A 25,803-nucleotide genomic window follows, 5' to 3' on the forward strand; every position below is an offset into this window, starting at 1 on the left:
GGGACAACCCGGATTAAGAAGATCAAGACTGTCGCTGCCGGTACGCCCGGGTCTTGTGCCGGTTGCCGCAGACCGCCATCGAGCACCACCGGCTGCCACCGTTGCGGGAGACGTCGTGGAACGCCCAGCGGCACTCCGGCGCAGCACAGAGCTTGATCCGCGCCCAGGCGCCCGTCACGACGGCGTTCGCGACCGTCTCCACGATCGGCACCAGCGCCGGGACCGGTGACTGCGCGGCGAGCCGCAACCCGCCCGCGGTGTCCGGGACGAGCCGTAGGGGGAACGCCGCCAGGGCCGGCTCAGCCCCCTCGGACAGCGCGTCACGCAACGCACCCCGGAGCCCCTCGGCCAGCCCGTCGCGGTCGGCCTCACCCAGCCAGGAGCCGAGGACGTCGCCGCCCTCGTGACTGCCGAAACTGCGCACGTCGAGCGTGTTGAGAAAGGCCACCACCTGATCCACGACACCAGTGTACGCCGACACTGGTGTTAGCCTGAGGCCATGTTCACGGTTGCTGAGGAAGAACTGGCCGACCTGCGTGACCGGCTCCGACGTACCCGCTGGGGCAGGACCTGGCCCGGCACGGACGACAGCGAGCTGCGTGACCTGGTCGCCTACTGGGCCGGCGACTTCGATTGGCGCGCGCGAGAGGCGGCCATCAACGCGCTGCCCGCGCATTTCGCCGACGTGGCCGGGACGCGCCTGCACTACCTGCGCTACGACGGCGGCACCCCGGACGTCCTGCCGATCGTGCTGACCCACGGCTGGCCCAGCTCGATCCTGGAGCTGACCGGCCTCGCCGAACGCCTCGCCGCCGCGGGGTTCACGGTCATCGTGCCGTCGCTGCCGGGATACGCGTTCTCGCAGGTCAGCGACGTCCAGACGCACGAGCTCTGGCATCGCCTGATGACCGAAAACCTGGGATTCTCCCGGTACGCGGCCCACGGCGGCGATCTCGGTGCGGGAGTCACCGCCCGGCTCGGTCAGGCGTACCCGGAAGCTGTGGTGGGCATTCACGTGCTGGCCGTCGCCGACCCGCCGCGCTACGACCCGGACACGCTCACTCCCGACGAGCGTGCCCACCTCGACCGGCAGGCGAGCTGGCTCGCCGAGGAGGGCGCCTACCAGCACCAGCAGCGGAAACGCCCGCTCACCCTCTCCCCCGGGCTGGCCGACTCACCGGTGGGACTGCTGGCGTGGCTCCTGGAGAAGTACCGGTCCTGGAGCGACACCCCGTTCACCGACGACTTCGTGCTGACCCAGACGTCGCTCTACTGGTTCACCGGCACGATCGCCACGTCGTTCCGGCCGTACTACGACCACGCCCAGGGCAGGGTCACCCGGATCGAACGGGTCGAGGTGCCGACGGCTGTGGCGCTGTTCCCCAAGGACCTGAGCCACCCGCCACGCAGCTGGGCGGAGCGGACCTACCACGTCGAGCGTTTCACGACGATGCCGCGCGGCGGGCACTTCGCCGCCCATGAGGAGCCGGACCTGCTCGCCGCGGACATCGTCGCGTTCTTCGCGGACAAACGCTGAGGCGCCGGTCAGAACGTGCGGTCCTGCCAGGTGCAGAGGCAGACCTTGTTGCCCTCGGGGTCGGCGAGGACCCAGAAGCTGGGGGCCTCGGCATCGCTGACCAGGGTGCCGCCGGCGGCGACCGCGGCGTCGATGCGGGGCTGGACCTGGGCGGGATCGATCCAGACGTCCGGGTGCCAGTGCTGGCGGGGCTCCTCGGAGCCCGACTCCTGGAACCAGACGGTCGGCAGCACACCGTGCGGGTCGCGGACCTCGTCGCCGACGTCGTCGCCCACCCGGTGCTCGCCGCCGAGGACCGCCGTCCAGAACGGCAGGATCGCGGTGTGGGCCGGGGTGTCCAGGGCCAGCTCGACGAGCGCGATCGTGGCGCACTCCTGGGTGAGGCCGGCATCGGCGACCAGGGCGGAGATCGTGCGGGCCATCCGGATGTCGCGGCCGGTGACCGCGCCGGTGTCGTGGCTGGTCAGCACGATGTCGACCCGGGTGTAACGCAGGTCCAGATCGGGATGGTGGTCGGCCGCCTCGGCTGCCGCGCCGAGCGCGTTGACCAGGGCGAGGCCGGTGGCGAAGTCCGGGGTGGCGACGCGGGTGCGCAGCGCGCCCAGGATGTAGACCCAGCCGTCGAGCTTCTCGGCGGCGATCTGCTGTGCCGTCAGTTTCGCCATCGGATCAGCCCTCACCTTCGACGATCCGCTTCAGGCTGGTCAGGTCGGCCAGCACCGCCTCCGCGTCGGCGGCCCACTCCTCATCCGTCATGCCGGTGCGGCGGCGCAGGGTGAAGACCACCTCGCTGTCGTCGCCGTCCCGCAGGACCCGGAACGGGTTGTAGATGCTGTCGCCCGTCGGCAGGGTGACGGTGTGGTCGAGGACGAGATATTCGTTCTGGGGCGCGTAATCGAGCTTGAGGCGACCGCCCGGCGTGTCGACGTACCAGACGCCGTCGACCTGTTCCACGGACGTGCCCAGGCCCGGTGCCCACTGTGGAATATTGGTGGGGTCCGACGCGTACGCGTACACGTCGGCTGCGGGCTTGTCGATCGCGACGGCGAGGTGTCTCGTTTCCGTAGCCATCCCCTCATTCTGGCACCACCGGCCGGATGTGGTGGGATGCCGCGGTGACCGACGCGAGCTGGGCCCGTACCTACACCTTGACCGTGCCGACCGAGAAGGCCGCCCGCGCGGTCGCCGACCGGCTGGCCGAGCGCGGGCATCTGCTCACCGCCGTCCGCATCGTCGACCATTTCTCGTTCGAACCCGGCAACTTCTGGTACGGGAAGCCGAGCATGCGCCCCGAGTTCAGCGGCTGGTGGGACGTGTTCAGCGTCGTGCTCGACGACCAGGTCATGGATGACGCGGAGAAGGCGGCCGTCGCGGATCTGGCCAGGGAGAGCGGCGGGATCTCGGGCGGGGCGGGCAGCGGGCACCGGGACACGGTGCTGCAGATCTTCAACCGGACCGGGCTGGTGCACGAGCTGACCCCCTCGCAGGCGGCGCGGCGGCGCCCGGCCCCGATGCCCGTGGCCGCTGCCGGGGAACTGCCGCCGGGGCCACCGCTGGAGAGCCGCCCCGCACCGGACCTGCGCGGGGAGCTCATCGCCGTCACCGAGTGTTGTGCTGGGGACGGCGGCGACGGGGCAGGAACGGGAGACCTGCTGGGAGACCTGTTCAACGCCGCGATGCATCAGGGGACGTGTTATCCGCACACGGCGGGCATGGTGCCGGTGTTCGTGGAGCTTGCCGCCGACGACCGGCTCGGGGACCGCTACCGGGGCTGGGTGCTGATGGACCTCTTCCTCATCGCCTCGGTCGGCCGCCGGGACCTCGCCTCGATGGCCGACACCCTGCGCGCGCTGGGCAAGCCCGCCGTCGAGGCGCCGGAGGCCGTCGCCGCGCGGGAAGCGGTCACCGCGGCGGTGCCCGGGCTGCTCGACCGCTGGGAGGAGGCGTCCGAGCACGAACGGTTCCTGCTCGCCGCCCTCGCCGCCGCGTGCTCGATGCCGGCCCCGGACCTCGGGACGATCCGGGACAACGCCGTAGGAACCACCCGGGAAGCGACGATCCGGCTCATCGACGAGCTCGCGGAGGGAACCCTGCGCGCTGACGCGGAACAGCGCGCTCTGGGCGTACTCATGAAAGATCTTGGGTCTGAGCTGGGGTGACCCGCTCAGGTCGGGCGGGCGGCGGCCGACAGTGAGGGCCGCCCCGACCCGAGGAGTCCGATGCAGCCCGCCGATGTCAGCTTCGCCGCGGCCGCCGCCTTTCCCGAGGTCGCCGCGGCGGTCCAGGCCCTGCAGATCTGGGACTGGCCATCGGTACGGGCGGAGCTCGACGCGGCCCCGCCCGGCATGCGCGCGTTCGTCGTGCACGAACTGGCCGAACACCCCGAAGCAAGACAACTCGCCGGGTACGCGTGGCAGCAGCAGCCGTCGGACACCGCAGCCGCCGCCGTCCTCGCCGCCCACCTGATCCACACCGGGTGGCAGATCCGCACCGGCGCACCGGCCGAGCGGGTCAGCCCGGAACAGTTCACCGGCTTCCACGAGCACCTGGCCGCCGCCGAGCAGGTCCTGATCGACGCCGCGGCGCGCAACCCCTACGACAGCGCCGTCGGGGTCCAGCGCCTGCTGACGGCGCGTGGCCTGCGGCTGGGCCCCGGGGAGGTACGCCGCCGCTACGCACGCCTCGCCCGCATCGACGCGCACAACGTCACCGGCCAGCTGCAGATGCTCCAGTCGCTGTGCCCCAAATGGTCGGGCACGTGGCCCGAGGTGCACGCGTTCGCCCGCGACCGGACGCTGGCCGCCCCGCCCGGAGCCCCGAACGCCCTGCTGGTCGCCGTCGGACACCTCGAACACTTCGCCGAGCTGGGCGGCGGTGACACTGCCCGTGCCTATCTGCGCTCCGATGCGGTACGCCGCGAGCTGATCGACGCCGCCGACCGTTCGGTCTGGCACGGCTCGTTCGGGCGGGAACCGGGCTGGGTCCTGGCCCTGAACGCGTTCGCCATGGTCTTCCTCCAGCTCGGCGACGAAACCGCCGCCACCGGCCTGCTCGCGGCCGCCGCGCCGTTCGCGACCCGGTTCCCGTGGTCGTGCCTCGGGGATCCGGCGGGTGTGCTCCGGGCGTACCGTCGCAGCCTTGCCGGAGCCGCCCGATGATCACCCTCCTCGAGCACGACGGTGTCCGCACGCTGCTGGCACCGGCCACGGGCCCGATGCGCGCCGGCCTGGTCTTCCCGGGCGGCCAGGTCAGCGTCACCGGCCCGGAGGACGAGATCGCCCGCTTTCTGAGCGGCCACCAGCTCGTGACACCGACGTCCGCGACCCTGCACCTGCGGCGGTACGGCGTGCCCCTCGAAGTCACCCGCGAGAACACTGTCCTCTGGATCGCCGGCGACCGTGTCCCGCCCGGCCTGACCCTCCCGCTGCCCGCCGACCGCCGCCGGACTTCCCCGCCGGTGACCGGCATGCTGCCCCCGGCAGACGCACCCGGCGGCTACTCCTTCGCCGGCTCGCTCGGCACCGTCGCCTGGCAGACCGTCGTCACCCACAGCGCCCCCGCCGCCGTCCTCGCCGACATGCTCGCGGTGATGCTCGGCCGGTCGTTCCCCGTCGCCACCAGCTACCTCCCCCGCAGCGACGGCACAGCGATCATCACCGTGATCGCAGCCGGCTCGCACCGCTCGACCGGCTCGGACGCCGTGCTGGGCGAGTTCATCGATGTCCTGGCCCAGCTGCGCGTCGGCCGCCTCGACCCGGCCGACCTCCCCCTGGCCCTCTCCCACCCGGACAGGCCTTCCGCTTCCCAGCCCGACAGGCTTCCCATGCTGGCTGCGGAGATGCTGGCCGGACTTCCTCCGCTGAGCGCCGACCAGTTCCAGGCGGTCACGCCCGCGGCGGTTGCCGCCGTGGGCATGGCATCGATGCGCCACGGCCTGCTGCTCACCCCCGGCGACCGCGACGCGAGCTGGGCAGGTTTCGCCCCCGCCCCACTCCCCTTGCCCCTCCCACCTGCACCGCTTCCGGCGGGGCCGCCCCGGGTCGCGCCGGCCCTGTTCACCCTCTACATCGTGCTGACGATCGCCCTGACCGGCCTGCTGGCGCTGCTGTTCATCGACGGCGACAGCCACACGACATTCCAGCGCGCACTGTGCGCCCTGGCGATCGCCCTCACGGTCCGGGGCGCGATCCGCGCGTTCCACCGCTTCCGCCACGCCTGACCGGTGTCGCTCCCGCCCGAGCGGGGTACGCCCGGGTGATGACCCACCAGTGGTTCGCCAGCCGCTCCGCCGGGCGCCTCTCGATGCTCGGCGGCATCCTGACCCTGACCGACGACGAGGTCACCTTAACGCCCTGGCTCCACCTCGGAGCGACGCAGCGCATCGCCCTCACCGCCATCGAGAGCGTCGAGACCCACGGCGACCGCCCCGCCCGGCTCCGCATCACCGCAACGGGCCGCCGCCCGCTGATCCTCATGGTCCTGCCGGACCTGACAACGGCGGTCTGGTCCCGCGACAACTCTGCCCGCGACGCCGCGATCACCGCGATCACCGCCCGCCTGAACACGCGGTGACCTGCGGGTTAAGTCTTTTGTGGACACTCCCGGATTCGTGCCACCACCGGTTGTTCTCCCCGCCGGGGGCATCGGCCGCGACCTAGCGTTCCCGCCATGAGGACATTCGCTCCGGCCGCCACCTTGGCCGCCACCGTCGCCCTGACCATCACGGCCGGCCCGGCGCTCGCCGCCACCCCGGACCACTCCAGCGTCACCGTGACCGGGACCATCACCGGCCGGATCCTCGGCCCGGACGGCACCCCGGCCGCGAACACCGACATCTACGCCACCAACATCAGCACCGCCGCGCAGCACACCGCCCGCACCAGCGCCAACGGCACCTACCGGCTCCGGGTGCAGGCGGACCAGACATTCATCGTGAGCTACGCGGTGGGCCGCTACTTCGAATACGTCCCGCACACGTTCCGCTCCGACGAGGCCACCGAATACTTCGTCCCGGCCCGCAGGACCATCCGGGTCGACGACCGGGCCATCGCCCTCGCCGGGATCACCGGCCGGCTGACCGGCGCCGCGGGGGCGCCTGCCGCCGGAGTCACCGTCCGCGTCACCAACGTCGACACCGCCAACGAGGCCGAGACCACCACCCTGCAGGACGGCACCTACGACCTCAGCGGCCAGCTCCCCCCGGGCGTCTACAAGGTGAGCTTCACGGCCGACGGCCGCACCCAGTACGCCCACCAGGCCGCCGACTGGAACTCCGCAGCCGACATCACCCTCACCTCTGGCACCACCAGCGTCGTCGACGACCAGCTCCTCTGGGACCCCGCGTCCTGATCCCGCCAACCAGAACCCCCGCGCCCCGGACATCGCCGTCCGGGGCGCGGGGCCTGTTTAGGTTGTGCACAATTTAATTGTGCACAACCCAAACCCTGCGGGGCTTTTGTTGTGCGCAGAACGCACGTAAGTTCTCAGGGAGAACACAAATGCGATGCCGGGAGGTGGCGTGCGCACGAGGGTCGGGATCGTGGGAGCCGGACCGGCCGGGCTGGTCCTCGCGCGGCTGCTGGAGCGCGCCGGCATCGACTCGGTGATTCTGGAGAGCCGCTCCCGGGCGTACGTCGAGGGCCGGGTGCGCGCCGGCGTCCTCGAACACGGCACCGCCGCGCTGCTCGACGAGTTCGGCGTCGGTGACCGGATGCGGCGCGAGGGCATGGTGCACCGCGGGATCGAGCTGCGCTTCGACGGCGCGGGGCACCGGATCGACCTCGAGAAGCTGACCGGGCGGACCATCACCGTCTACGGCCAGCAGGAGGTGGTCAAGGACCTCATTGCCGCGCGTACGCAATCCGGGCTGCCCCTGCACTTCGATGCCGAGGTCACCGGGGTTGACGGAACCACCCTGCGCTACGTGCACGAGGGCGTGACCCGGGAGCTGCAGTGCGACTTCGTGGCCGGGTGCGACGGGTCGCACGGCGTCACCGCCGCCTCGCTGCCGGGCGGGGCCGTGCAGCGGTGGGAGCGCGACTACCCGTTCGCCTGGCTCGGCATCCTGGCCCGGGCGCCCGCGGCCAACGAGGAGCTCGTGTACGCGTACCACGAGCGGGGCTTCGCGCTGCACAGCATGCGTACCCCGGAGATCGTGCGGCTCTACCTGCAGGTCCCGCCCGGCACCGACCCCGCGGCCTGGCCGGACGGGCGGATCTGGGACGAACTGCGTACCCGGCTCGGTCTGGCGTTGCAGGCTGGACCTGTGCTGGAGAAGAGCGTCACCCCGATGCGCAGCGTGGTGACCGGGCCGATGCGTCACGGGCGGGTGTTCCTCGCCGGCGACGCGGCGCACATCGTCCCGCCGACCGGCGCGAAAGGGCTCAATCTGGCGGTCGCCGACGTACGTGTCCTCGCCGAGGCCCTCGTCGCCCATTACCGCGACGGTTCGCAGCAGCTGCTGGACGCGTACTCCGAGACCTGCCTGAAGCGGGTGTGGCAGGTGCAGCGCTTCTCGAACTGGATGACCTCGATGCTGCACCGCCCCGGCTCGCAGGACGCGTTCGGGCACCGCCTGCAGCTCGCCGAGCTCGCGTACGTCACCGGTTCCGACGCGGCCGCCACCACGCTCGCGGAGAACTACGTCGGATTGCGCAAGGAGTTGTGATGACCAGCCCCCACCCCCCGCTGCTGTCCCCCGGCTACAAGTCGACCGTCCTGCGCGCCCCGCAGCAGGCCCCGATCCTGCTGCCCGGCTCGCTCGGCGAGCTCACCGGACCGGTCCTCGGCGAGGGCCCCGTCGCGTCGGGCGACGCCGACCTCACCCTGGACGGCAAGGGCGGCGAGGCGCAGGGCCAGCGGATCATCGTGCACGGCGTTGTCAGCGACGCCGCCGGCAGACCCGTCCGCGACCAGCTCGTCGAGGTCTGGCAGGCCAACGCCGCCGGGCGCTACCTGCACAAGTGGGACCGGCACGACGCGCCCCTGGACCCGCACTTCACCGGGGTCGGCCGGGCGCTGACCGACGACGAGGGCCGCTACCGGTTCGTCACGGTCAAGCCGGGCGCCTACCCGTGGGGCAACCATCCCAACGCCTGGCGCCCCGCGCACATCCACTTCTCGCTCTTCGGCCGGGCCTTCACCCAGCGTCTCGTCACGCAGATGTACTTCCCGGACGACCCGCTGTTCGCGTTCGACCCGATCTACCACTCCGTCCCCGAATTCGCCCGCGACCGCCTCGTTGCCGGTTTCGACCTCGGCGCCACCGTCGACTCGTGGGCGCTGGGCTTCCGCTTCGACATCGTGCTCTCCGGCGACTCCGCGACCCCCTGGGAGACCAAGTGACGACGCCGTCGCAGACCGTCGGGCCGTACCTCTCGATCGGCCTCTCCTGGGACGAGGGACCCTTCGTCGTGCCGGCGGACGCACCCGGCGCGGTATGGCTGCGCGGCGAGATCCGTGACGGCAACGGTGACCTGGTGCCGGACGCGCTGGTCGAGACGTGGCAGGCCGACCCGGACGGCAGGTTCCACACCCCCGGCTTCCGCGGCTTCGGCCGCTGCGGCACCGACGACGAGGGAAAATGGGCCATCCGTACGCGTAAACCGGGCCCCGTCGACGGCCAGGCACCCCACATCGCCGTGTCGGTCTTCGCCCGCGGCCTGCTCGACCGCGTCATCACCCGTGTCTACTTCGCCGACGAGGCCCCCGCCAACGCCGCCGACACGGTCCTCGAGAGCGTCCCCGAGGCCCGCCGTCACACGCTGCTCGCCGCACCGGACGGCGACGGCTACCGCTTCGACATCCGACTGCAGGGCGACGATGAAACAGTCTTCTTCACTTTCTGACCCCGATGTGCGCCTGCCCGGCTGGAGCCCGCCCGGCGGCGACCGTCCCTGGGCGGGCCGGCTCTCGGACCGGGGGCTGCCCGAGGCCGAGCTGCCCGAGCGGGGACTGTTCGACGGGGTGCTCGCCGCCGGGCCGGTCTGGCTCGAGGTCAGCGACCCGGCCTGGATCCACGCCCTGCTCGACGCGGAGGCCGCCCTCGCCCTGGCCACGGCCGGGGCCGGACTGGCGAGCTACACGGACGCCCGCGCCGTGGCCAAGGCCTGCGCGGGACTGCGGGTCGACATCGCGTCGCTCAGCGCGGAGGCCGCGGCCACCGGCACTCCCGTCGTGCCACTGGTCGCCCGGCTCCGGACCGCCCTCACCGGGGACGCCGCCGCGCTCGTCCACCGCGGCGCCACCAGCCAGGACATCGTCGACACCGCCGCCATGCTGGTCGCGCACCGGGCCGTCGAAGCCCTGCTCCTCGATCTGGACGCCGCGGCTTCGCTTGCCGCCTCGCTCGCGGACCAGCACCGGGACACCCTGGTAGCGGGCCGGACCCTGCTGCAACAGGCGCTGCCGACCACGTTCGGGCTGGTCGCCGCTGGCTGGCTCAGCGGCCTGGACGCCGCCCGGCAGCGGCTCGCCGAGGTCCGGCAGACCCGCCTCGCCGTCCAACTCGGCGGCGCCGTGGGCACGCTCGCCGGCTTCTCCCCCACCCCCGATCCCCACTCCCGCACCGCCACCGCCACCGACTCCGGCTCCGGCTCCGACTCGGGCTCGGGCTCGGGCTCGGGCTCGGGCTCGGCGGATGGGCACGGTGGCGGGGCCGGTTACGACCCGGTGAGGGCGTTGGCGGTGGTGGCCGGGTTCAGTGAGTTGCTGGGGCTGGCGGAGCCGGAGCTGCCGTGGCACACCGAGCGGACCAGGATCGCCGAGCTGGCCGGGGCGCTGGGGGCGGCGGCCGGGGCGATCGGAAAGGTGGCGCGGGACATCACGCTCTACGCGCAGACCGAGGTCGGGGAGCTGGCCGAGGGCGGGCCGGGTGGGGGCTCGTCGACGCTGCCGCACAAGCGGAACCCGATCCACGCGGTCAGCGCCGCAGCGGCCGCGGCGACCACTCCCGCGCTGGTCGCCATGCTGCTCTCTGCCATGCCGCAGGAACATCAGCGGGCGGCGGGCTCGTGGCACGCCGAGTGGCAGCCGTTGCGGGCGCTGCTGGTGGCGGTGGGCTCCGCCGCGTACAGCATCAAGGAAAGCCTGAGCGGTCTCGAGGTCCACGCCGACCGGATGCGGGCCAACCTGGATCTCACCCACGGGGCCCTGCTCGCCGAACGGGTCGCGGGAGCGCTGCGGCCGGTGCTCGGCGCCAAGGCCCACGACGTGGTCCGCGAGGCGGTCCTGCGCGGCGACCTGGCCACCGACCCGGCCATCACCGCGCACCTGTCGCCCGCCCGGCTGGCCGGCCTGCTCGACCCCGGCGGCTACATCGGCAGCTCCTCAGCCCTCATCGACCGCACCCTGACCAGCCGAAACTCAGCCACCCCAACCCCACCCGCCTCAGCCGCGGCAAGCCCAGCCGCCTCAGCCCCGGCCGACCCGACCCCCGCCGACCCGACCCCGGCCGACCCGACCCCCGCCGACCGGGCACCGGGCCGATGATTCCGCACCACGAGCTGGCGGGGCCGGTGGACGGGCCGCCGTTGCTGCTGATCAACTCGCTCGGGGCGGACCTGTCGATGTGGGATCCGCAGCTGCCCGTACTCGCACGGCGGTTTCGCGTCGTCCGGTACGACGCGCGGGGTCACGGGCGTTCGGGCGTACCCGAGGGCAGGTATTCCCTGGAGGATCTCGGCCGGGACGCGCTCGACCTGCTGGACCACCTCGGCATCGCGCGTACCCATGTGTGCGGGTTGTCGCTGGGCGGGATGACCGCGATGTGGCTGGCGGCGTTCGCACCCGCCCGGGTCGACCGGCTCGTCCTGTGCTGCACGTCCGCGCTGCTGGGGCCGCCCGAGGCGTGGGCCGATCGGGCCGCGACCGTGCTGGCGTCCGGGACGGGAGCGGTCGCGGACGCGGTGGTGGCACGGTGGGTGACCGTGGGCTTCGCGCAGGAACACCCCCGGGAGGTGGTCCGGCTGCGCGGCATGATCGCCGCCACCCCACCCGTCGGGTACGCCGGAGCGTGCGCGGCGATCGAGGACATGGACCTGCGCGCCGACCTGCCCCGGATCACCGCCCCGACCCTGGTGATCTCGGGTGCGGAAGATCCCGCGACCCCGCCGTCCCACGGCTCGGCGATCGCAGCGGCCATCCCGGGCGCGCGGCTGGAAGTGCTCTCGCCGGCCGCGCACCTCGCCACCTACGAACAGGCCGACGAGGTCAACCGACTGCTGCTGGAGGCCTTCGATGACTGACGCCTACGACAAGGGCATGACCGTACGGCGGGAAGTCCTCGGCGACGCACACGTGGACCGGGCGGTGGCGGCGACCACGGAGTTCACGGCCCCGTTCCAGGACTACATCACCCGCTCGGCGTGGGGTGACGTGTGGGGACGGGAGGGCCTTGACCGGCGTACGCGTAGCTGTGTCACCCTGGCCGTCCTCACCGCCCTGCACTGCGACGCCGAGATCGCCATGCACGTGCGCGCCGCGCGCCGCAACGGCCTGACCCCCGAGGAAATCGCGGAGGTCCTGCTCCACACGGGTGTCTACGCGGGCGTCCCGGCGGCCAACGCGGCATTCAAGATCGCCCAAGAGGTCCTCGCTGAGGAGGACCCTGGTCTGTGAGCGACCGCGAACCACACTTCGTGCAGTCCCTCGAACGGGGCCTCGCGGTCATCCGCGCCTTCGACACCCACCACCCGCAACTCACCCTCAGCGAGGTCGCCCGCATCTGCGACCTCACCCGCGCGGCCGCCCGCCGCTTCCTGCTCACCCTGACAGACCTCGGCTACGTACGCACGGACGGCCGCATGTTCTCGCTGACCCCGCGCGTCCTGGAACTCGGCTACTCGTACCTGTCGAGCATCTCGCTGCCGGAGGTCGCCCAGCCCCATCTCGAAACCCTCGTCGCCGACATCCACGAGTCGTCCTCCGTCTCCGTCCTCGACGGCGACGACGTCCTCTACGTCGCGAGGGTCCCGACCCGCCGCATCATGACGGTCGCGATCAACGTGGGGACACGCTTCCCGGCGTACGCGACGTCGATGGGCCGCATCCTCCTGGCACACCTGCCGGAACCGGAGATCGCAGCGTTCCTCGCCCGGGTGAACCTCCTGCCCCTGACGGACCGGACCCTGACCACACCGGAGTCCCTCCGCACCGAACTGAACCGCATCCGCGACCAGGGCTGGGCCATCGTCGACCAGGAACTCGAAGAAGGCCTCCGCTCCCTGGCCGCCCCCGTCCACGACCGAACGGGCACAGTGGTCGCCGCGGTGAACATCTCCGTCCACGCCAGCCGCACCCCGGTCGACGACATGCGCGAACGCCTGCTCCCCTGCCTCCTGGCCACAACTGCTGCGATCGAAGCCGACCTCCGCAACACCCGCTGACCACCGGCTACCCGAACTGGTCGGCGAGCTTCGTCAGCTTGGTGACGTACGCCGGCCAGTCGTAGTCCTCGGGAACATTGGTGTTCTCCCGGCGCAAGCCGATCGCGCTATCGTGCTGCTCGCGCATGATGTCGGCGTGACCGGCGTGCCGGGCGAGGTCGCAGGTCACGTGGATGATGATCCGTTGCAGCGTCACGACGTCCCGGCGCGGCTGCCACCAGGGCACCCGCCCCGGGGCGTCGAGCGGTAGCTGCTCGATCGTCTGGTCCGCGAACGCCCCGACCCGGCGATACAGGTCGATCAGGCCGTCCTTCGTCTCGTCCGCCCGCGCGTACCAGTCCGCCTGCGGGTCCTCGTCGAATGCCGCCAGGGGAACCAGTTCCCCGGGGGCCGGGAACTCGCGGCCGAAGGTCGGTCCGAAGTAGCCGGCTTCGACATTGAGGCAGTGCTTGAGAACCCCCAGCAAATTGTTGCCGGTCGCGGTGCGAGGCTGCCTGACCTCACGTTCGCTCAGCCCGTCGAGCTTCCAGATGAGGTCGTCGCGAGTCGCCCGCAGATAGTGGCGCAGCGCAGCCTTCGGTTCGCCCAGATCAGCCATGACTGCGAGTCTTCCCTACCCACCGGCCGATGAGAGCAACGGGTTGTGTGGCGCCTGCGTGCCGGGCTACCTCCAGCTGCGATGGACGCTGCCCCGCGGGCACCTCGCCACGGAAGGATGGTCGCTCGGCTAACCTGCGGTGGTGGCAGGAACCGAACTGGACGAGTTGATCGTGGCCGACGGCGCGGCGCTGCGCGTGTGGCTGCTGGACAATCACACCACCTCCCCCGGGGTGTGGCTCGCTCTGGCCAGGAAGGGCGGTTCCGTCACCACGCTGACCTGGCAGCAGGCGGTCGACGAGGGACTCTGCTTCGGCTGGATCGACGGGCAGGCCCGCAAGCGGGACGAGGAGAGTTCGTGGCGGCGGTTCACCCCGCGCCGGCCCCGCAGCATCTGGTCCCAGCGCAACGTCGCCCACGTGGCCCGGCTCGAGGCGGCCGGCCTGATGCTGCCCGCCGGGCGCGCCGCCGTCGACGCCGCGAAGGCCGACGGCCGGTGGACGGACGCCTACGCGCCACCGTCGGAAGCGGAGGTGCCGGCCGACCTGCTGGCCGCGATCGCCGCCGACCCGGCGGCGCAGGCGATGTTCGACGTCCTCACCAGCACCAACCGCTTCTCCCTCATCGGCCGGGTCAACGGCGTCAAACGGGCCGAGACCCGCACCCGGAAGATCGCCGAGTTCGTCGCGATGCTGGCCCGGCACGAAACGATCCACCCCCAGCGAGCCAGACCAGCCGACCCGCCGACACCCTGACGCGGCGCTGCGCAGCTTGCCGCATGGGAGCTCGTGCTCTACCAGGGCCTCAACGAACACGACGATGGGCATGCAAAGATTTGGCGTGCGGACGTTCTGGGCGCAGCGTCGGGTGTGCCGCCGGCTCGGCGTCCCCTCGCTTCGACCCGGGCCGGGGACGATAACCGGTGTTGCTCTGGGGCGGGCAACTGAGCTGGAACCCTTGAACGCCATTCGTCATCTGCCCGTCGGGCAGTCCAACGGCTGGTACGTGTGGCGAGGCGGGCAGATCCCCCAGGACGACGATGAGTTCTTCAGTCCCGTCCACATCGAGCACGCCAAGGATCACTTCCCCGGGCTGCTGCCGTACCTGGCGCTTCCGCCTGGATTCGGCGTGATTCTGGCACCCGGGTATGAGGACGTATGGCAGGACCAAGGGCTCCTTGATCCCTGACCGCCAAACAGGGAGCAGCGCACTCACATACCGCTGCGCGCTCGAGCGGACACCCGCTTCCCGTTCCACAGCTATGATCTTGGTCGACTCGGGGAGTGCTTGACGACGTTGGTGCGTACGCTGCAATGCCGCCGGATGGCGAAGCTTCCGGTTCTGAACGACGGCGAAGGCCTCGTTTCAGCCGTAGCAGCTCACCGAGTGCCGGCTGCGGGACGGATCCATCGTCGAACACGGTCCGGCCGCCCTCACCCCGGTGAAGGATTTCGACGTCGTCAGCACCCGCGGAAGCCGCCTCTACCTGCGAACCACCCACTCGGTCTTCGCCGCCGACCTGGCTGAATCCTGACGACCCGGATACCTGGCTAAGCGGCGGCGACCGGGAAGGCGGTTCGCGTACGGTCCTCGGAGATCTGCCAGATGCGGCGGGCGTCGTCCTCGCTGCGCAGGCGTGAGTAGAGCGCCTGCTCGGCCGGCGCACCGCCCAGGTGGCCCACACCGCGGGGACCGTAGAAGCGTCCTCCGCCGTCCGGTGCCGTTGCCGCCAGCAGGGCCGGGAGCGGCGCCGACTCCAGGGTCCCGACGAGCAGGCCACGCGCGGACAGCGCCCGGATGACCCGTACCCCCACCGTGTCGCGGGCCCGGCCGACCTCGGGGCGGGCCGCCAGCAGGCTGGTCGGGGCGATGCCCGGGTGGGCGAGGTTGCTGGTGATCCCCCAGCCCCCGGCCTGGCTGCGCCGCTGCAGCTCCAACCCGAAAAGACCGAAGGCGATCTTCGATTGACTGTACGCACGACCTCCGCTGTACGACCGTTCCCAGTTCAGGTCGTCCCAGTTGATCGCGCCCTGGTTCGCGGCGATGCTGAGCTGCGACGTCACCCGGGCCCGGCCGGCACGCAGCAGGGGCAGCAGGTGACCGGTGAGGGCGAAGTGGCCCAGGTGGTTGCTGCCGAACTGGAGCTCGAAGCCGTCCGCGGTGACCTGCCGCTCCGGCGGTGTCATCACGCCGGCGTTGTTGACCAGGATGTGGATCGGCCGGTCCTCGCCCCGCAGCGTGGCACCGAGCGCGGCGACCGATTCCAGTGATGACAGGTCGAGCTCTCGCAGGGACACGACAGCTTCCGGATGCTGCTGCCGGATCTTCGCGATCGCCGCCTCGCCCTTGCGCTGATTGCGGACGGGCATGACGACTTCGGCCCCGGCGCCGGCGAGCCGGGTGGCCAGGCCGAGGCCGACCCCGTCGGAGGCGCCGGTGACGACGGCGATTTTGCCGGAAAGACTCGGGACCGTGATGGCGGGTGTACGTGGCATGTCCTTACGATGCGCGCCGGAAGCGGCGTTATCCACGGCTTACCGATCCCAGGCTGAGCAATCCCTCTCCAGCCGGGTGAGCGGTATAACCGACCTATGATCGATCGTGCCGGGCTCGCCGCATTTCTGCGCCACCGCCGGGAGTCCCTGCAACCCGAGGATGTGGGCCTGCCCCGCGGGACGCGCCGCCGGACCAGCGGCCTGCGCCGGGAGGAGGTCGCCGCGCTCTGCCACCTGTCGGCGGACTACTACAGCCGCCTGGAACGCGAGCGCGGCCCGCACCCCTCCGACCGCCTGATCGGGTCGATCGCCCAGGGGCTGCACCTGTCGCACGACGAACGCGATCACCTCTTCCGGCTGGCCGGGCACCACCCGCCCACGACCGGTGCGGGTGGCGAGCACATCAGCCCCGGCATGCTGCGCATTTTCGACCGGCTGACCGACACGCCCGCCGAGATCGTCACCGAGCTCGGCGAGACCCTGCGGCAGACAGCGCTCGGCGTGGCCCTCACCGGCGACCTCAGCCGGCACACCGGCCCGGCACGCAGCATCGGTTACCGCTGGTTCACCGACCCGGCCTTCCGCGCCCTCTACCACCCCGACGACCACCCGCTGCACGCCCGCGTCTTCGCCTCGGGACTGCGCAGGGTAGTCACCCTGCGCGGCCCGCAATCGCACGCCGCGCACCTGCAGCGTCTCCTGCTCGACCGCAGCGAGGAATTCCGCAGCCTCTGGAACGACCACGGGATCGGGGTGACCTACCAGCACCTCAAACGGTACGTCCACCCCGAGGTCGGCCACCTCGAGCTCACCTGCCAGGCATTGCTCGACCCGGACCAGGCCCACTCCCTGCTCGTCTACACGGCCGTGCCCGGCAGCGAGAGCTACGACAAACTCCAGCTACTCTCCGTCATAGCCACGACCGCATCGGATCTGAGCGCGCACTGAATCATGTCGATGCGAATGGGGTGGGCGGGGGCGCGAGCGCATCGTCCAGGGCCGCCCGGGCGCCGCGCAGGGCCAGCCGGAGCTGGTCGGGTGAGCGGCGGACCTGGGCCAGCAGCAGGCCACCCTGGATCGCGGCCATGGTGAGGTCGGCCAGCTCCGTCACGTTCACGTCCGGGAGCAGGTCGCCCGACTCTTGCATCCGGCGCAGACCCGCGATGAGGGGGGCCTCCCAGCGGGCGAAGGCGTCCACGAATGCCTGCCGGGCGAGGTCGTCCCGGCCGCCGAGCTGGGCAGCCAGCGAGCCGATCGCGCAACCGCCCACGGCGTCCTGCCGCGTCCCGTTGGCCACGATCGCGTCGAACCAGTGGTCGATGCCGGCGACCGTGTCGACATGCAGGAGCAGTGGTTCCTGCGCGGCCAGCACGGTGTCCACGGTGGCGTGGACCACCGAGCGGACGAGGTCGTCCCGGTCGTCGAAGTAGTGGTAGAGCTGGCTGCGGCCGACCCCGGCGGCGCGTTCGACATCATCCAGTGTCACCGCCGCGACGCCGTGCCGCTGGATGAGATCGGCGGCCGCGTCGAGGATGCGGCCGCGAGTCGCGCGGCCCCGCGTGGTGGTCGGCGTGTGTCCCATGAAGCTCCCTCGCTGTTCTGTACCTCATAGTACAAGGTTTCTGTACTCGCTGATACAGTCGGCGCCAGCCTCTCTGTACCGGGCGATACAGTCTCGGGCGGGGAGGACGGAAGGAGAATTGTGTCCGCCAGCCCACCCGTCCGGCTCTCCGTGCTGGACACCACACTCATCGGCCGCACCCCGGAGTCGGCGTTCGCCGACACGATCGCGCTCGCCCGGTACGCCGAACGCCTCGGATACACGCGTTACTGGATGGCCGAGCACCACGGTGCGCCCGGGGTCGGCAGCTCAGCGCCCGCGATCACGGCCGGTGCCATCGCCGCGGCGACCGCACGCATCCACGTCGGCTCCGGCGGGGTCATGCTGCCCAACCACGTCCCGCTCGTCGTCGCCGAGCAGTTCGGCACGCTCGCCGCCCTGTACCCGGGCCGGATCGACCTCGGCGTCGGCCGCGCCGCGCCGGAGCCGCGAACCCGGGCCATGCTTGCCCGCGACCTGGTCAACTACCCGGCGGACGACTTCGCCGGTCGCGTGGCGGAACTAATCGGCTCCCTCACCCAGGGGTTCGTGTCCCCGCGGGCCACGCAGCCGCCATCGGTGTGGATCCTCGGCTCGTCATCCGCGGGCGCCTCACTCGCGGCCACCCTCGGCGTGCCGTTCGCCTTCGCCCACCACTTCGGACGTGGCGACGCGGCGGCGGCGATCGAGCACTACCGGCGCCATTTCCAGCCGTCCACCGCCTTCCCGGAGCCGTACGCGATGGTCACCCTGCTCACCGTCGTCGCGGACACCGACGCGGCGGCCGCCCGGCTCGCCGGCTCCGCCGACCTGATGTTCCGCAGCATGGTCGCGGGCCGGCCGATCCTCCTCCCGTCCCCGGAACAGGTGGACACGCACGACTGGACCGCGGAGGACCTGGCCTTCGCCGAGCAGCGCAGACGCGGGCAGGCGATCGGCGGCCCGGAGACAGTGCGGGACGTCATCGCTGGCCTCCTGGCGCGAACGGGCGCGGACGAGCTGATGGTCACCAGCCAGATGTACCACCTCGCGGACCGCATGCGATCCCTCGAGCTGACCGCCCGGCAACTCCCCGTACCCGCCTGAAGGAAGATCATGTCACCTCTTCTTCCCACCGCACTGCGACAGAGCGGTGCCACTCTCGGCCTCTCCGCACTGCTCGCCGCTGGCACGGCGACCCCTGCGGCCATTGCCGGCACCCCGGCACACACGGGTCATGCCGCCGGCACCCGCTTGAGCAGCGTGTGCGTGCTCGCCCACTTCGACCGGGCCGCAGGCCAGGCCGCCGAGAGCATCGCCCCGGAGCCTGACGGCGGCGCGGTCATCGGCATGATCCCCGGCCGGCAGGTGGTGCGGGTCGCGCCGGAAGGAACCGTCCAGGTGCTGGTCACCATGCCGCTGCCGGAGGGTGGCGGGGGCACCACCCCGGTCGTCGGCATCCCCGTGGTCACCGGGGTCGCCCGATCAGCCGGCGGCGTCAGTTATTTTCTCTACTCCGCCGGCGAAGGCGGCCTCACCGGCATCTGGCAGATCCGCCCCGCGGGCCCGCCCCGGCTCGTCGTGCCACTGCCGGCCGACACCATGGCGAACGCCCTGGTCATCGACGCCGGACGGGCCCGCTTCCTGGTCACCGACTCCGCCGGAGGACGCATCTGGCAGGCCCCGCTGCGCGGCGGCGAAGCCACCGTGTGGTCGGCGGACCCGGCCCTGGCACCCCACGGCTTCTTCGGTGCCAACGGCATGAAGATCCACGACAACGCCGTATGGGCGAGCAACTCCGACCGCGGCACCATCGTCCGCATCCCCCTGACCGCGACGGGCGGCTCCGGCCGCGCCGAGATCCGCGCCACAGGCCTTGAGGGCATCGACGACTTCGACTTCACCGGCCGCGGCACCGAGATCCTCGCCGCGATCAACCAGAGCAGCGAACTCGTCAGGGTGGGCCCGGACGGCGACCACGAGGCCCTCCTCGACGCCGGCGACGGCATGCAGGGAACCACGGCCGTCGTCGTCCGGGGAACCCGCGCCTACGTGACCAACGGCGCGAACCTGGCCGGCAACGACCCGAACCTGCTGCTAGCGGAGCTCCATCATGGATTCGCCCCCACGACGATGACGCCGGCCACGATCCGCGCCGCTCCGTCGCCGGTCAGCACCACAGTGGCGCTGCGGACCGGGTCCAGCTCCGTGACCGGCACATCCTGGTAGAGCATGATGCTCTCCAGCTCGACGGCGCCATGCTCCGTCGTGAAAGAGGCGTGCAGGTGGACCGGGCCGGCCAGGCACCGCACGATCGCGGTGACCCGGCCGGCCGCAGAGCGCACCACCTCGTGGATCTGCAGGCTCACCGGGGTCGCCAGCACCTTCGTGATCTCGACCAGGCCGGGCTTCCCTGTGGACCGCGGCGAATATTTCTCGTCGCAGACCAGCGCCCCGTCGTCCTGGGTGCTCCACCGCACGTCGCTCTCGAGCAGTTGCCGGGCCGCTTCCCCGGCGACTGCCGGGTCACATCCGGGTACGGCGACGCTCAGCAACGCCTCGACGACCCGCGGGCCCAACGCCTGGTGAGCGTCCACATCGCCGAGCGCGGTCAGCATCAGTAACAGCCGCTGCTCCTTCGTCCCCAGCATGCCCCACTCGACAAGCCGCTCGGCCTCCCGCCACGACAGCCCGGGCCCGTACCCGTGGCCCTCCCGAGCGGCAACGCTCACGCATCGCCCGTCGCCGGTCAGCACGACGTGGTCCTCGCCGCCCTCGTCGTCGTACCCGAACCAGATGATCACCGCGTAACCCGGGCTGAGCCGCAGCACAGGCCACTGCCCTGACTCCTGCATCAGCTCGTAGAGCGCCGGCGAATCCTCGTCGCCGAACAGAGCCTCGACCAGCTCGCCGTCGACGTTCCCATCGACCAGGGAACACCAGAACGCCCGCTCGCCGAGCAGCCGGCTCCCGTCGCTCAGCACATCCGCAGAGACACCGTCATACCGCCGCACGTAGTCCTCGGCCTGGGCACGATCAAGCACCGTCAGACCCTATGACAACGCCGGGTACGCGGGAGTGCTCCTCCAGGCTCGCGACGAATGCGGCGTACGCATCGTGGTCGGGGCCGGCGATCCACTTTGCCGGAGTCCTCGTCAGAAGTTCCGAGTATTGGTCCTGCAGCGGCGCGCGGACGTCCCAGAGGACGCACGGGCCCGGCACCTCGACGGATAGTCGTTCGTCGCCGGCGGTGACCACGATCTGGTAGTCCTCCTCGACGTCGAGCAGGCACATCCGCGCCCCCGCGCCGAGAGCGAGCGACGCGAACGTCTCCCGGATGGACGGTGACGCCAGGAAGAGTCTGCTCTGCTGGCTGACCGCGGGCGTGAAGGAGAAGTTCCAGCAGTCCGGGATCGCGGTCTCGTGCACGCTCAGATAGACGTATCCGACGGCGACCTGATCGCCGCGGGCGTTGTCCACGACGTCGAGATAGGAGTCGCGGTAGTCCTGGAGGCGTTCGTCGCGGGGAAAACAGAGCGAGAGGTCGAACTCCGGGCGTACGGCCGTCGCGAGCTCGACGATCTCACCACCCTGGAACCGGACCGTCGCGGGAAACTGCACCGCCGGCCCCTGCGGAACGACCACCGTGGTGAACTCGTCCCGCACATCACACAGCGCGGCGACCAGGGTGAGGAACCGCCCGGCGTCGCGCCCGTCCACGTACACGTCGTAGCTGTAGTCGATTCCCAAGCCATAGACCCCCGAGACGGTAGGTCAGCAAGCCTAGTACTGCAACCCGATGTCGTTGCTTACGGCGGTTCGAGTCGTTTGCGGTAGTGACAGGCTCGAGCTTGTTGCTGGCGTCGGCGGCGATATCGGGACCAGTGCCAGACGTGTGCGGCGGTGTGGACGACAGCCAGAACGAATCTGGCGAACAGGCGGCGGATTTCGTTGCTGGTCAACGGGATCAGCTCACCGCCGTCTGCGCCGGTACCCCCTTTACGGCCTCAGCGGCGCGGGTCACGACCAGGAACGCTGCGGCGGCCATGGCCAGGGTGATATGCGCGTACCAGGCGTCGTAACGGCGGACCTGGTACTGGTCCAGACCGACCTCGTTCTTCGCGGTCTGGAACGACTCCTCGATCGCCCAGCGGGCGCCGGCGACCCGGACCAGATCCCGTAGCCGGGTCCCGCGTCGGCCGAAACACCGGTAGTAGGCGATCTCACCAGTGCTGATCGAGCGGCGGGCCAGGACCCAGCCGCGCCGGTCATGGGCGAACGGGGCCCGGATCGGCGTCCAGGCCCAGTCGTAGACCCGGGGGCCGTGGGGGGCCGTCGCCGCAGGACAACCGCTGCCACGCCCCAGCCCGGATATCGGCGATCATGTCCTTGACCGGCCGGTCGGTGTGCAGCCCGGCCGGGACCTCGTCGTCGTTGCGGGTCGCCATCACATAGGCGATGTCCTGCTCGTGCAGCCAGTCCCGCAGGCCGGGGTTCTGCCCGAACGCCTCGTCGGCGGTGAACCAGGCGAACGGCACCTGAGCTGCTACGGCCCGCTCGATCATCGTGCGGGCCTGCTGCGGTTTGGTCACGAACCCGACGTCGTCGGGCACCGCCGCCCGTTCGCACCGCTGCTGGTCGTCTGTCCAGGACTTCGGTAGATACAACTCCCGGTCGATCAACGCCCGGCCCTTCGGCGTCGCGTAGGCCAGGAACGTACCGATCTGGCAGTTCTCGACCTTGCCCGCCGTGCCCGAGTACTGCCGTTGCACCCCCGCCGACCGGACGCCTTTCTTGACGAACCCGGTGTCGTCGGCGATCAGCACCCCGTCGGCGCTACCGAGGTGTTTGACCAGGTAGTCCCGCACGTCATCACGGACCAGATCCGGTTTCCAGCACGGGCTGTAGAGCATCTCCTGCACCGCGTTCGGTGACCGCCGGCCCGCGTGTTCAGCGATTGTCCAGCCGTTACGCCGCTCCAACGGAGCCAGCAACCCCCGTATATAGGCGAACGCCAACCGGCGCGGCTCCACCCGATAAAAACGGCTCGCCACCAGCGCAAACAAGTCATCCAGACCCGCCTGCCACTCCGCGAGAACCTGCCCACCCAGCATGACCAATCAACGAGCGACCGCTACTCAAGTCGCAACACCGGGTTGCAGTACTAGGCCACGGCCTTTCCGGAATCGTCGTGCAGGCGGCGGCGAGAGCGGTCAGGAATCGAGAAGCGCAGGTCAGCGCCGCGGTCATAGCGTGATCGGCATGCAGAAGAACACGTGGGTCCGGCCGTTCCACCGGTGGACGTCGATTGCTTTCACCGTCACCGTGATTGCCACGTTCGTCGCGTTGGCGCAGGAGGAGCCGGTCGTCTGGGTGTCGTACGTGCCGCTGGTGCCGTTGGCTTTGTTGCTTTTTACCGGGTTGTACCTGTTCGCGCTGCCGTACCTCGCGAAACGGCGCGGGTAGCCATACTGGGCCGCATGCGGCGGCTACTGGGGATCATGTTCGTGCTGGTGCTGGCCGGGTGCGGGACGCCGGCGAAGACCATGACGGGTGCGGAGGCGATCCAGCAGATCGACGACTATCTGAAGGACGCGGTCGCTGCGGCGCCGGCGGGGGTGAGTCTGGTGCGCAAGGCCGATGCCACGAACGGCAGCGGGTGTGTGCGGGGGCTCTCGGATTCCGGTTTCACCGGACAGGTCAAGGCCGAGGTGGCGTACGAGGCCCAGGTCGACCCCGCCGTCGCGGCACAGTATCTCCAGGCGCTCGGCGACCTCTTCGACCGCAAGTGGGGCAAGCCGGAGCGGTCTGCGGACAACGTCGGCGTGTACGTCGACGAGGTGCGGCTCTACGGCGACTACTGGCCGGAGATCAAACGGCTGACCGTCGGCGGCAATTCCGGCTGCGTCTGGGTCGGCGGCACACCGGGCCCCGACGACCGCCCATAAAGACCGGAAGCCGGCCCGACGACCGCCCGTGAAAGGCCAGAAGCCGGCCCCGGGAAGTCCCGGGGCCGGCTTTTGAAACGACGGATCAGGCGTTCTCGAGGGCCGGGGTGGCCGGGACCTCGCGCTCGAGGGCGGCGCCTTCGACGTCGAGGACCGGGAGCCAGGTGAGCCAGGACGGGAGCCACCAGCCGGCGCGGCCGAGCAGGCTCAGTGCTGCCGGGACCGCGATCAGCCGGACGATGAGGGCGTCGAAGAGGATGCCGATGGCCAGGGCGAAGGCGATCGGTTTGATCGTGTCGTTGCCTTCGGGGACGAAGCCCGCGAAGACCGCGAACATGATGGTGGCCGCCGCGACCACGACCGGGGCCGCCTGGCGGAAGCCCGTGATCACCGCGTCGCGGGGTGAGGCGCCGTGGGCGTGGGCCTCGTGCATGCGGGAGACCAGGAAGACCTGGTAGTCCATCGCGAGGCCGAACAGGATGCCGATGACGATGATGGGCGAGAGGCTGAGCAGCGGGCCGGTGGTCTCCGAGTTGACGATCTGCTGCGCCCAGCCCCACTGGAAGACGGCCGTGGTCGCGCCGAGGGCCGAGCCGATGGTGAGCAGGAAGCCGAGGACGCCGACCACCGGGACCAGGATGGAGCGGAACACCAGGACCAGCAGGACCAGGGCCAGACCGACGACGAGGATCAGGTAGCGGGGCAGGGCTTCCTGGAGTTTCTGGGAGACGTCGACGCTGACCGCTGTCTGGCCGGTGACGTAGACGCCGTCCTGACCGTCGAAGGAGTCACGCATCGCGTGGACCAGGTCGACCGTCGTGGTGCTGTCCGGCTCGGAGGCCGGGATGACGGTGACCAGGGCGGCGGTGCCGGCCGGGTTGGGGGTCGGCGGGGCGACGACGGCCACGTCGGGGAGGTTCTTGACCGAGCCGGCGATCGTCGTGGCGCGGGCGGCGGCGTTGTCGCCGTCGACGAGGATCAGCAACGGGCCGGTGAAGCCGGCACCGAAGTGCTGGGCGATCAGGGCCTGAGCCTTGGCCTGGGTGCTGTCCGCGGCGGGCGGCTGGATCAGCGAGGTCCGCATGGAGAAGAACGGGATCGAGATCACCGCGAGTACGGCGACGGCGGCAAGCAGGCTGAGCACGCGGAACCGGGTCACCGTGGCGGACCAGCGCCGGTAGACGGCCCGGCCCTCGCCCTCGCCGTTCGCGGCGGCGGCCGCGGCACCGGGGGCGCGCAGCTTGCGGGGCAGCGCGCGCAGGCCGATGAAGCCGAGCATCGCCGGGACCAGGGTGATCGCGATGAGGACCGCCACCACGATGGTCGACGCCGCGGCGATGCCCATCTCGGTGAGGAACGGGACCCCGGCGACGGACAGCCCGGCCAGGGCGATGACGACGGTCAGGCCGGCGGTCACGACCGCGGAGCCCGCGGTGCCGACGGCGAGGGCAGCGGCGTCCTGCGGGGTACGCCCGCGGAGCAGCTCCTGGCGATGCCGTGTCACGATGAACAGCGCGTAGTCGATGCCCACGGCCAGGCCGAGCATGATGGCGAGGATCGGCGTGGTCGACTGCAGGTCGATGAACCCGGTGAGCGTGGTGATGCCGAGCGCGCCGATGCCCACGCCGACGACCGCGGTGAGCAGGTTCATCCCGGCGGTGACCAGGGAGCCGTAGGTCAGGGCGAGCACCAGCAGCGCGACGACCACACCGATGATCTCGGCGGGGCCACCGATGTCGGCGGCGTTGGCCTGGCTCGCCTCGCCGGTGACCTCGACGGTCAGGTCGGCCGTGTTCGCCGCGGCGACCGCGTCGAGCAGCGCGGCCCGGTCGGTGTCGGTGATCTCGGTGGCGACTACCGGGTAGGTGACTGTGCTGTACGCGGCCGTCTGATCGGCGGAGACCGTCGGCGCCTTGGGGTCGAGGGGGTTCGACGCGGACGCCACGCCGGGCAGCTTGCCGAGCCCGGCGACGAGCGTGGCGACCTTGGCGGCGGTGGCCGGGTCGGTGACCTTGGTGCCCGCCGGGCCGGCCATGACCACCTGGGCGGTCGCGCCGTTGGCGCCGTCACCGAAGCGCTGCTCGATCAGGTTGAGCGCGGTGGTGGACTCCTGCCCCGGGATGCTGAACGTGTTGACCGTCGAGCCGGACAGCGTCGCCGCGCCCACCCCGGCGGCGATCAGGACCACGAACCAGACGGTCGTGACCCAGACCCGGTGCCGGAACGCGCCCAGCCCGAGTCGATGCAGGAAGGTAGCCATGGC

Annotated in this window: 29 protein-coding genes and 1 pseudogene; 20 read left to right on the top strand and 10 right to left on the bottom strand. The window is 71.1% G+C overall.

Features of this window, described 5'->3' with window-relative positions; genetic code table 11:
• Positions 1-22: 22 nt before the first annotated feature.
• Positions 23-460, bottom strand: a complete 438-nt coding sequence (locus tag Aco04nite_RS33660; protein ID WP_244876476.1) for a CGNR zinc finger domain-containing protein — start codon at positions 458-460, stop codon at positions 23-25.
• A 39-nt stretch (positions 461-499) separates the two neighbouring features.
• On the opposite strand from Aco04nite_RS33660, the gene Aco04nite_RS33665 reads away from it, so the two are divergent.
• Positions 500-1,537: an epoxide hydrolase family protein gene (locus tag Aco04nite_RS33665; protein ID WP_213001275.1), complete on the top strand. Its 1,038-nt coding sequence runs from the start codon at positions 500-502 to the stop codon at positions 1,535-1,537.
• Between the two features lie 8 nt (positions 1,538-1,545).
• Here the strand turns inward: Aco04nite_RS33665 and Aco04nite_RS33670 are convergent, their stop codons facing one another.
• Both Aco04nite_RS33670 and Aco04nite_RS33675 read right to left on the bottom strand, forming a co-directional pair.
• Entirely contained in the window at positions 1,546-2,202 is a 657-nt protein-coding gene (locus Aco04nite_RS33670; RefSeq protein WP_213001276.1) for a 4a-hydroxytetrahydrobiopterin dehydratase, read from the bottom strand.
• Positions 2,203-2,206: 4 nt separating this feature from the next.
• Positions 2,207-2,608, bottom strand: a complete 402-nt coding sequence (locus tag Aco04nite_RS33675) for an SRPBCC family protein (protein WP_213001277.1) — start codon at positions 2,606-2,608, stop codon at positions 2,207-2,209.
• A 44-nt stretch (positions 2,609-2,652) separates the two neighbouring features.
• Between Aco04nite_RS33675 and Aco04nite_RS33680 the strand changes: the two genes are divergently transcribed.
• The 12 genes from Aco04nite_RS33680 to Aco04nite_RS33735 all read left to right on the top strand — a co-directional run bounded on the left by Aco04nite_RS33680 (position 2,653) and on the right by Aco04nite_RS33735 (position 12,921).
• On the top strand, positions 2,653-3,696 hold the full coding sequence (locus Aco04nite_RS33680) for a hypothetical protein (RefSeq protein ID WP_213001278.1): 1,044 nt from the start codon (positions 2,653-2,655) through the stop codon (positions 3,694-3,696).
• A 60-nt stretch (positions 3,697-3,756) separates the two neighbouring features.
• Positions 3,757-4,695: a hypothetical protein gene (locus Aco04nite_RS33685; protein ID WP_213001279.1), complete on the top strand. Its 939-nt coding sequence runs from the start codon at positions 3,757-3,759 to the stop codon at positions 4,693-4,695.
• Positions 4,692-5,756 carry a hypothetical protein gene (locus tag Aco04nite_RS33690; RefSeq protein WP_213001280.1) on the top strand — a complete coding sequence of 355 codons (1,065 nt, stop codon included), beginning with the start codon at positions 4,692-4,694 and terminating at the stop codon, positions 5,754-5,756. The genes Aco04nite_RS33685 and Aco04nite_RS33690 overlap by 4 nt, the downstream gene beginning before the upstream one ends.
• Before the next feature lie 38 nt (positions 5,757-5,794).
• Positions 5,795-6,109 (top strand): hypothetical protein, encoded by a 315-nt coding sequence (locus tag Aco04nite_RS33695; RefSeq protein WP_213001281.1) that lies wholly within the window; start codon positions 5,795-5,797, stop codon positions 6,107-6,109.
• A 96-nt stretch (positions 6,110-6,205) separates the two neighbouring features.
• On the top strand, positions 6,206-6,886 hold the full coding sequence (locus tag Aco04nite_RS33700) for a carboxypeptidase-like regulatory domain-containing protein (protein ID WP_213001282.1): 681 nt from the start codon (positions 6,206-6,208) through the stop codon (positions 6,884-6,886).
• A gap of 169 nt (positions 6,887-7,055) precedes the next feature.
• A complete protein-coding gene (locus tag Aco04nite_RS33705; protein ID WP_213001283.1) occupies positions 7,056-8,204 on the top strand; it encodes a 4-hydroxybenzoate 3-monooxygenase in 1,149 nt (382 codons plus the stop codon).
• Entirely contained in the window at positions 8,204-8,881 is a 678-nt protein-coding gene (gene pcaH / locus Aco04nite_RS33710; RefSeq protein WP_213001284.1) for a protocatechuate 3,4-dioxygenase subunit beta, read from the top strand. Before Aco04nite_RS33705 ends, pcaH begins: the two co-directional genes overlap by 1 nt.
• The gene (gene pcaG / locus Aco04nite_RS33715) at positions 8,878-9,384 is read left to right on the top strand and encodes a protocatechuate 3,4-dioxygenase subunit alpha (RefSeq protein ID WP_244876477.1); all 507 of its coding nucleotides are present in this window, start codon (positions 8,878-8,880) and stop codon (positions 9,382-9,384) included. The genes pcaH and pcaG overlap by 4 nt, the downstream gene beginning before the upstream one ends.
• Complete coding sequence (locus Aco04nite_RS33720; RefSeq protein WP_213001285.1) at positions 9,359-11,026, top strand: lyase family protein; 1,668 nt, start codon at positions 9,359-9,361, stop codon at positions 11,024-11,026. Before pcaG ends, Aco04nite_RS33720 begins: the two co-directional genes overlap by 26 nt.
• Entirely contained in the window at positions 11,023-11,781 is a 759-nt protein-coding gene (gene pcaD / locus Aco04nite_RS33725) for a 3-oxoadipate enol-lactonase (protein WP_213001286.1), read from the top strand. The genes Aco04nite_RS33720 and pcaD overlap by 4 nt, the downstream gene beginning before the upstream one ends.
• The gene (gene pcaC, locus Aco04nite_RS33730; RefSeq protein ID WP_213001287.1) at positions 11,774-12,154 is read left to right on the top strand and encodes a 4-carboxymuconolactone decarboxylase; all 381 of its coding nucleotides are present in this window, start codon (positions 11,774-11,776) and stop codon (positions 12,152-12,154) included. The genes pcaD and pcaC overlap by 8 nt, the downstream gene beginning before the upstream one ends.
• The gene (locus tag Aco04nite_RS33735) at positions 12,151-12,921 is read left to right on the top strand and encodes an IclR family transcriptional regulator domain-containing protein (RefSeq protein ID WP_213001288.1); all 771 of its coding nucleotides are present in this window, start codon (positions 12,151-12,153) and stop codon (positions 12,919-12,921) included. The genes pcaC and Aco04nite_RS33735 overlap by 4 nt, the downstream gene beginning before the upstream one ends.
• 7 nt (positions 12,922-12,928) lie before the next feature.
• Here the strand turns inward: Aco04nite_RS33735 and Aco04nite_RS33740 are convergent, their stop codons facing one another.
• Positions 12,929-13,519 carry a DinB family protein gene (locus Aco04nite_RS33740; RefSeq protein ID WP_213001289.1) on the bottom strand — a complete coding sequence of 197 codons (591 nt, stop codon included), beginning with the start codon at positions 13,517-13,519 and terminating at the stop codon, positions 12,929-12,931.
• A gap of 142 nt (positions 13,520-13,661) precedes the next feature.
• On the opposite strand from Aco04nite_RS33740, the gene Aco04nite_RS33745 reads away from it, so the two are divergent.
• The gene (locus tag Aco04nite_RS33745) at positions 13,662-14,273 is read left to right on the top strand and encodes a YdeI/OmpD-associated family protein (RefSeq protein WP_213001290.1); all 612 of its coding nucleotides are present in this window, start codon (positions 13,662-13,664) and stop codon (positions 14,271-14,273) included.
• A 70-nt stretch (positions 14,274-14,343) separates the two neighbouring features.
• Positions 14,344-14,706, top strand: a complete 363-nt coding sequence (locus Aco04nite_RS50290; protein WP_438874963.1) for an immunity protein Imm33 domain-containing protein — start codon at positions 14,344-14,346, stop codon at positions 14,704-14,706.
• Positions 14,707-15,068: 362 nt separating this feature from the next.
• On the opposite strand, the gene Aco04nite_RS33755 is transcribed toward Aco04nite_RS50290, so the two are convergent.
• Positions 15,069-16,013 carry an SDR family oxidoreductase gene (locus Aco04nite_RS33755; RefSeq protein ID WP_213001291.1) on the bottom strand — a complete coding sequence of 315 codons (945 nt, stop codon included), beginning with the start codon at positions 16,011-16,013 and terminating at the stop codon, positions 15,069-15,071.
• Positions 16,014-16,109: 96 nt separating this feature from the next.
• Here Aco04nite_RS33755 and Aco04nite_RS33760 point away from each other — a divergent pair, with 96 nt between their 5' ends.
• Positions 16,110-16,961, top strand: a complete 852-nt coding sequence (locus Aco04nite_RS33760) for a helix-turn-helix transcriptional regulator (RefSeq protein ID WP_213001292.1) — start codon at positions 16,110-16,112, stop codon at positions 16,959-16,961.
• A 1-nt stretch (position 16,962) separates the two neighbouring features.
• Here the strand turns inward: Aco04nite_RS33760 and Aco04nite_RS33765 are convergent, their stop codons facing one another.
• Positions 16,963-17,595 (bottom strand): TetR/AcrR family transcriptional regulator, encoded by a 633-nt coding sequence (locus Aco04nite_RS33765; RefSeq protein WP_213001293.1) that lies wholly within the window; start codon positions 17,593-17,595, stop codon positions 16,963-16,965.
• Between the two features lie 120 nt (positions 17,596-17,715).
• Here Aco04nite_RS33765 and Aco04nite_RS33770 point away from each other — a divergent pair, with 120 nt between their 5' ends.
• Positions 17,716-18,699, top strand: a complete 984-nt coding sequence (locus tag Aco04nite_RS33770; RefSeq protein WP_244876479.1) for an MsnO8 family LLM class oxidoreductase — start codon at positions 17,716-17,718, stop codon at positions 18,697-18,699.
• A 9-nt stretch (positions 18,700-18,708) separates the two neighbouring features.
• Positions 18,709-19,821 carry an SMP-30/gluconolactonase/LRE family protein gene (locus tag Aco04nite_RS33775; protein ID WP_213001294.1) on the top strand — a complete coding sequence of 371 codons (1,113 nt, stop codon included), beginning with the start codon at positions 18,709-18,711 and terminating at the stop codon, positions 19,819-19,821.
• On the opposite strand, the gene Aco04nite_RS33780 is transcribed toward Aco04nite_RS33775, so the two are convergent.
• From Aco04nite_RS33780 to Aco04nite_RS33790, 3 genes and pseudogenes are all read right to left on the bottom strand, one after another.
• Positions 19,704-20,636 carry a hypothetical protein gene (locus tag Aco04nite_RS33780; RefSeq protein WP_213001295.1) on the bottom strand — a complete coding sequence of 311 codons (933 nt, stop codon included), beginning with the start codon at positions 20,634-20,636 and terminating at the stop codon, positions 19,704-19,706. The genes Aco04nite_RS33775 and Aco04nite_RS33780 overlap by 118 nt on opposite strands.
• Entirely contained in the window at positions 20,629-21,342 is a 714-nt protein-coding gene (locus Aco04nite_RS33785) for a hypothetical protein (protein ID WP_213001296.1), read from the bottom strand. The genes Aco04nite_RS33780 and Aco04nite_RS33785 overlap by 8 nt, the downstream gene beginning before the upstream one ends.
• A gap of 217 nt (positions 21,343-21,559) precedes the next feature.
• Positions 21,560-22,706, bottom strand: a pseudogene (locus tag Aco04nite_RS33790) (IS701 family transposase).
• Positions 22,707-22,854: 148 nt separating this feature from the next.
• Here Aco04nite_RS33790 and Aco04nite_RS33795 point away from each other — a divergent pair.
• Together Aco04nite_RS33795 and Aco04nite_RS33800 are read left to right on the top strand one after the other, a co-directional pair.
• Positions 22,855-23,058 carry a hypothetical protein gene (locus Aco04nite_RS33795; RefSeq protein WP_213001297.1) on the top strand — a complete coding sequence of 68 codons (204 nt, stop codon included), beginning with the start codon at positions 22,855-22,857 and terminating at the stop codon, positions 23,056-23,058.
• A 14-nt stretch (positions 23,059-23,072) separates the two neighbouring features.
• On the top strand, positions 23,073-23,540 hold the full coding sequence (locus Aco04nite_RS33800) for a hypothetical protein (protein ID WP_213001298.1): 468 nt from the start codon (positions 23,073-23,075) through the stop codon (positions 23,538-23,540).
• An 85-nt stretch (positions 23,541-23,625) separates the two neighbouring features.
• On the opposite strand, the gene Aco04nite_RS33805 is transcribed toward Aco04nite_RS33800, so the two are convergent.
• A complete protein-coding gene (locus tag Aco04nite_RS33805) occupies positions 23,626-25,800 on the bottom strand; it encodes an MMPL family transporter (RefSeq protein WP_213001299.1) in 2,175 nt (724 codons plus the stop codon).
• Positions 25,801-25,803 lie beyond the last annotated feature (3 nt).

The organism is Winogradskya consettensis (assembly GCF_018332715.1).
Taxonomy (GTDB): domain Bacteria; phylum Actinomycetota; class Actinomycetes; order Mycobacteriales; family Micromonosporaceae; genus Actinoplanes; species Actinoplanes consettensis.

What these genes read in the sequence shown, in the direction of transcription:
- pcaC (WP_213001287.1), top strand. Translation starts at nt 11,774, where the DNA reads ATGACTGACGCCTACGACAAGGGCATGACCGTACGGCGGGAAGTCCTC.
- Aco04nite_RS33740 (WP_213001289.1), bottom strand. Translation starts at nt 13,519, where the DNA reads ATGGCTGATCTGGGCGAACCGAAGGCTGCGCTGCGCCACTATCTGCGG.
- Aco04nite_RS33695 (WP_213001281.1), top strand. Translation starts at nt 5,795, where the DNA reads ATGACCCACCAGTGGTTCGCCAGCCGCTCCGCCGGGCGCCTCTCGATG.
- Aco04nite_RS33690 (WP_213001280.1), top strand. Translation starts at nt 4,692, where the DNA reads ATGATCACCCTCCTCGAGCACGACGGTGTCCGCACGCTGCTGGCACCG.
- Aco04nite_RS33670 (WP_213001276.1), bottom strand. Translation starts at nt 2,202, where the DNA reads ATGGCGAAACTGACGGCACAGCAGATCGCCGCCGAGAAGCTCGACGGC.
- Aco04nite_RS50290 (WP_438874963.1), top strand. Translation starts at nt 14,344, where the DNA reads ATGCAAAGATTTGGCGTGCGGACGTTCTGGGCGCAGCGTCGGGTGTGC.
- Aco04nite_RS33795 (WP_213001297.1), top strand. Translation starts at nt 22,855, where the DNA reads ATGCAGAAGAACACGTGGGTCCGGCCGTTCCACCGGTGGACGTCGATT.
- Aco04nite_RS33755 (WP_213001291.1), bottom strand. Translation starts at nt 16,013, where the DNA reads ATGCCACGTACACCCGCCATCACGGTCCCGAGTCTTTCCGGCAAAATC.
- pcaH (WP_213001284.1), top strand. Translation starts at nt 8,204, where the DNA reads ATGACCAGCCCCCACCCCCCGCTGCTGTCCCCCGGCTACAAGTCGACC.
- Aco04nite_RS33805 (WP_213001299.1), bottom strand. Translation starts at nt 25,800, where the DNA reads ATGGCTACCTTCCTGCATCGACTCGGGCTGGGCGCGTTCCGGCACCGG.
- Aco04nite_RS33720 (WP_213001285.1), top strand. Translation starts at nt 9,359, where the DNA reads ATGAAACAGTCTTCTTCACTTTCTGACCCCGATGTGCGCCTGCCCGGC.
- Aco04nite_RS33800 (WP_213001298.1), top strand. Translation starts at nt 23,073, where the DNA reads ATGCGGCGGCTACTGGGGATCATGTTCGTGCTGGTGCTGGCCGGGTGC.
- Aco04nite_RS33675 (WP_213001277.1), bottom strand. Translation starts at nt 2,608, where the DNA reads ATGGCTACGGAAACGAGACACCTCGCCGTCGCGATCGACAAGCCCGCA.
- Aco04nite_RS33685 (WP_213001279.1), top strand. Translation starts at nt 3,757, where the DNA reads ATGCAGCCCGCCGATGTCAGCTTCGCCGCGGCCGCCGCCTTTCCCGAG.
- Aco04nite_RS33700 (WP_213001282.1), top strand. Translation starts at nt 6,206, where the DNA reads ATGAGGACATTCGCTCCGGCCGCCACCTTGGCCGCCACCGTCGCCCTG.
- Aco04nite_RS33665 (WP_213001275.1), top strand. Translation starts at nt 500, where the DNA reads ATGTTCACGGTTGCTGAGGAAGAACTGGCCGACCTGCGTGACCGGCTC.
- Aco04nite_RS33765 (WP_213001293.1), bottom strand. Translation starts at nt 17,595, where the DNA reads ATGGGACACACGCCGACCACCACGCGGGGCCGCGCGACTCGCGGCCGC.
- Aco04nite_RS33775 (WP_213001294.1), top strand. Translation starts at nt 18,709, where the DNA reads ATGTCACCTCTTCTTCCCACCGCACTGCGACAGAGCGGTGCCACTCTC.
- Aco04nite_RS33760 (WP_213001292.1), top strand. Translation starts at nt 16,110, where the DNA reads ATGATCGATCGTGCCGGGCTCGCCGCATTTCTGCGCCACCGCCGGGAG.
- pcaD (WP_213001286.1), top strand. Translation starts at nt 11,023, where the DNA reads ATGATTCCGCACCACGAGCTGGCGGGGCCGGTGGACGGGCCGCCGTTG.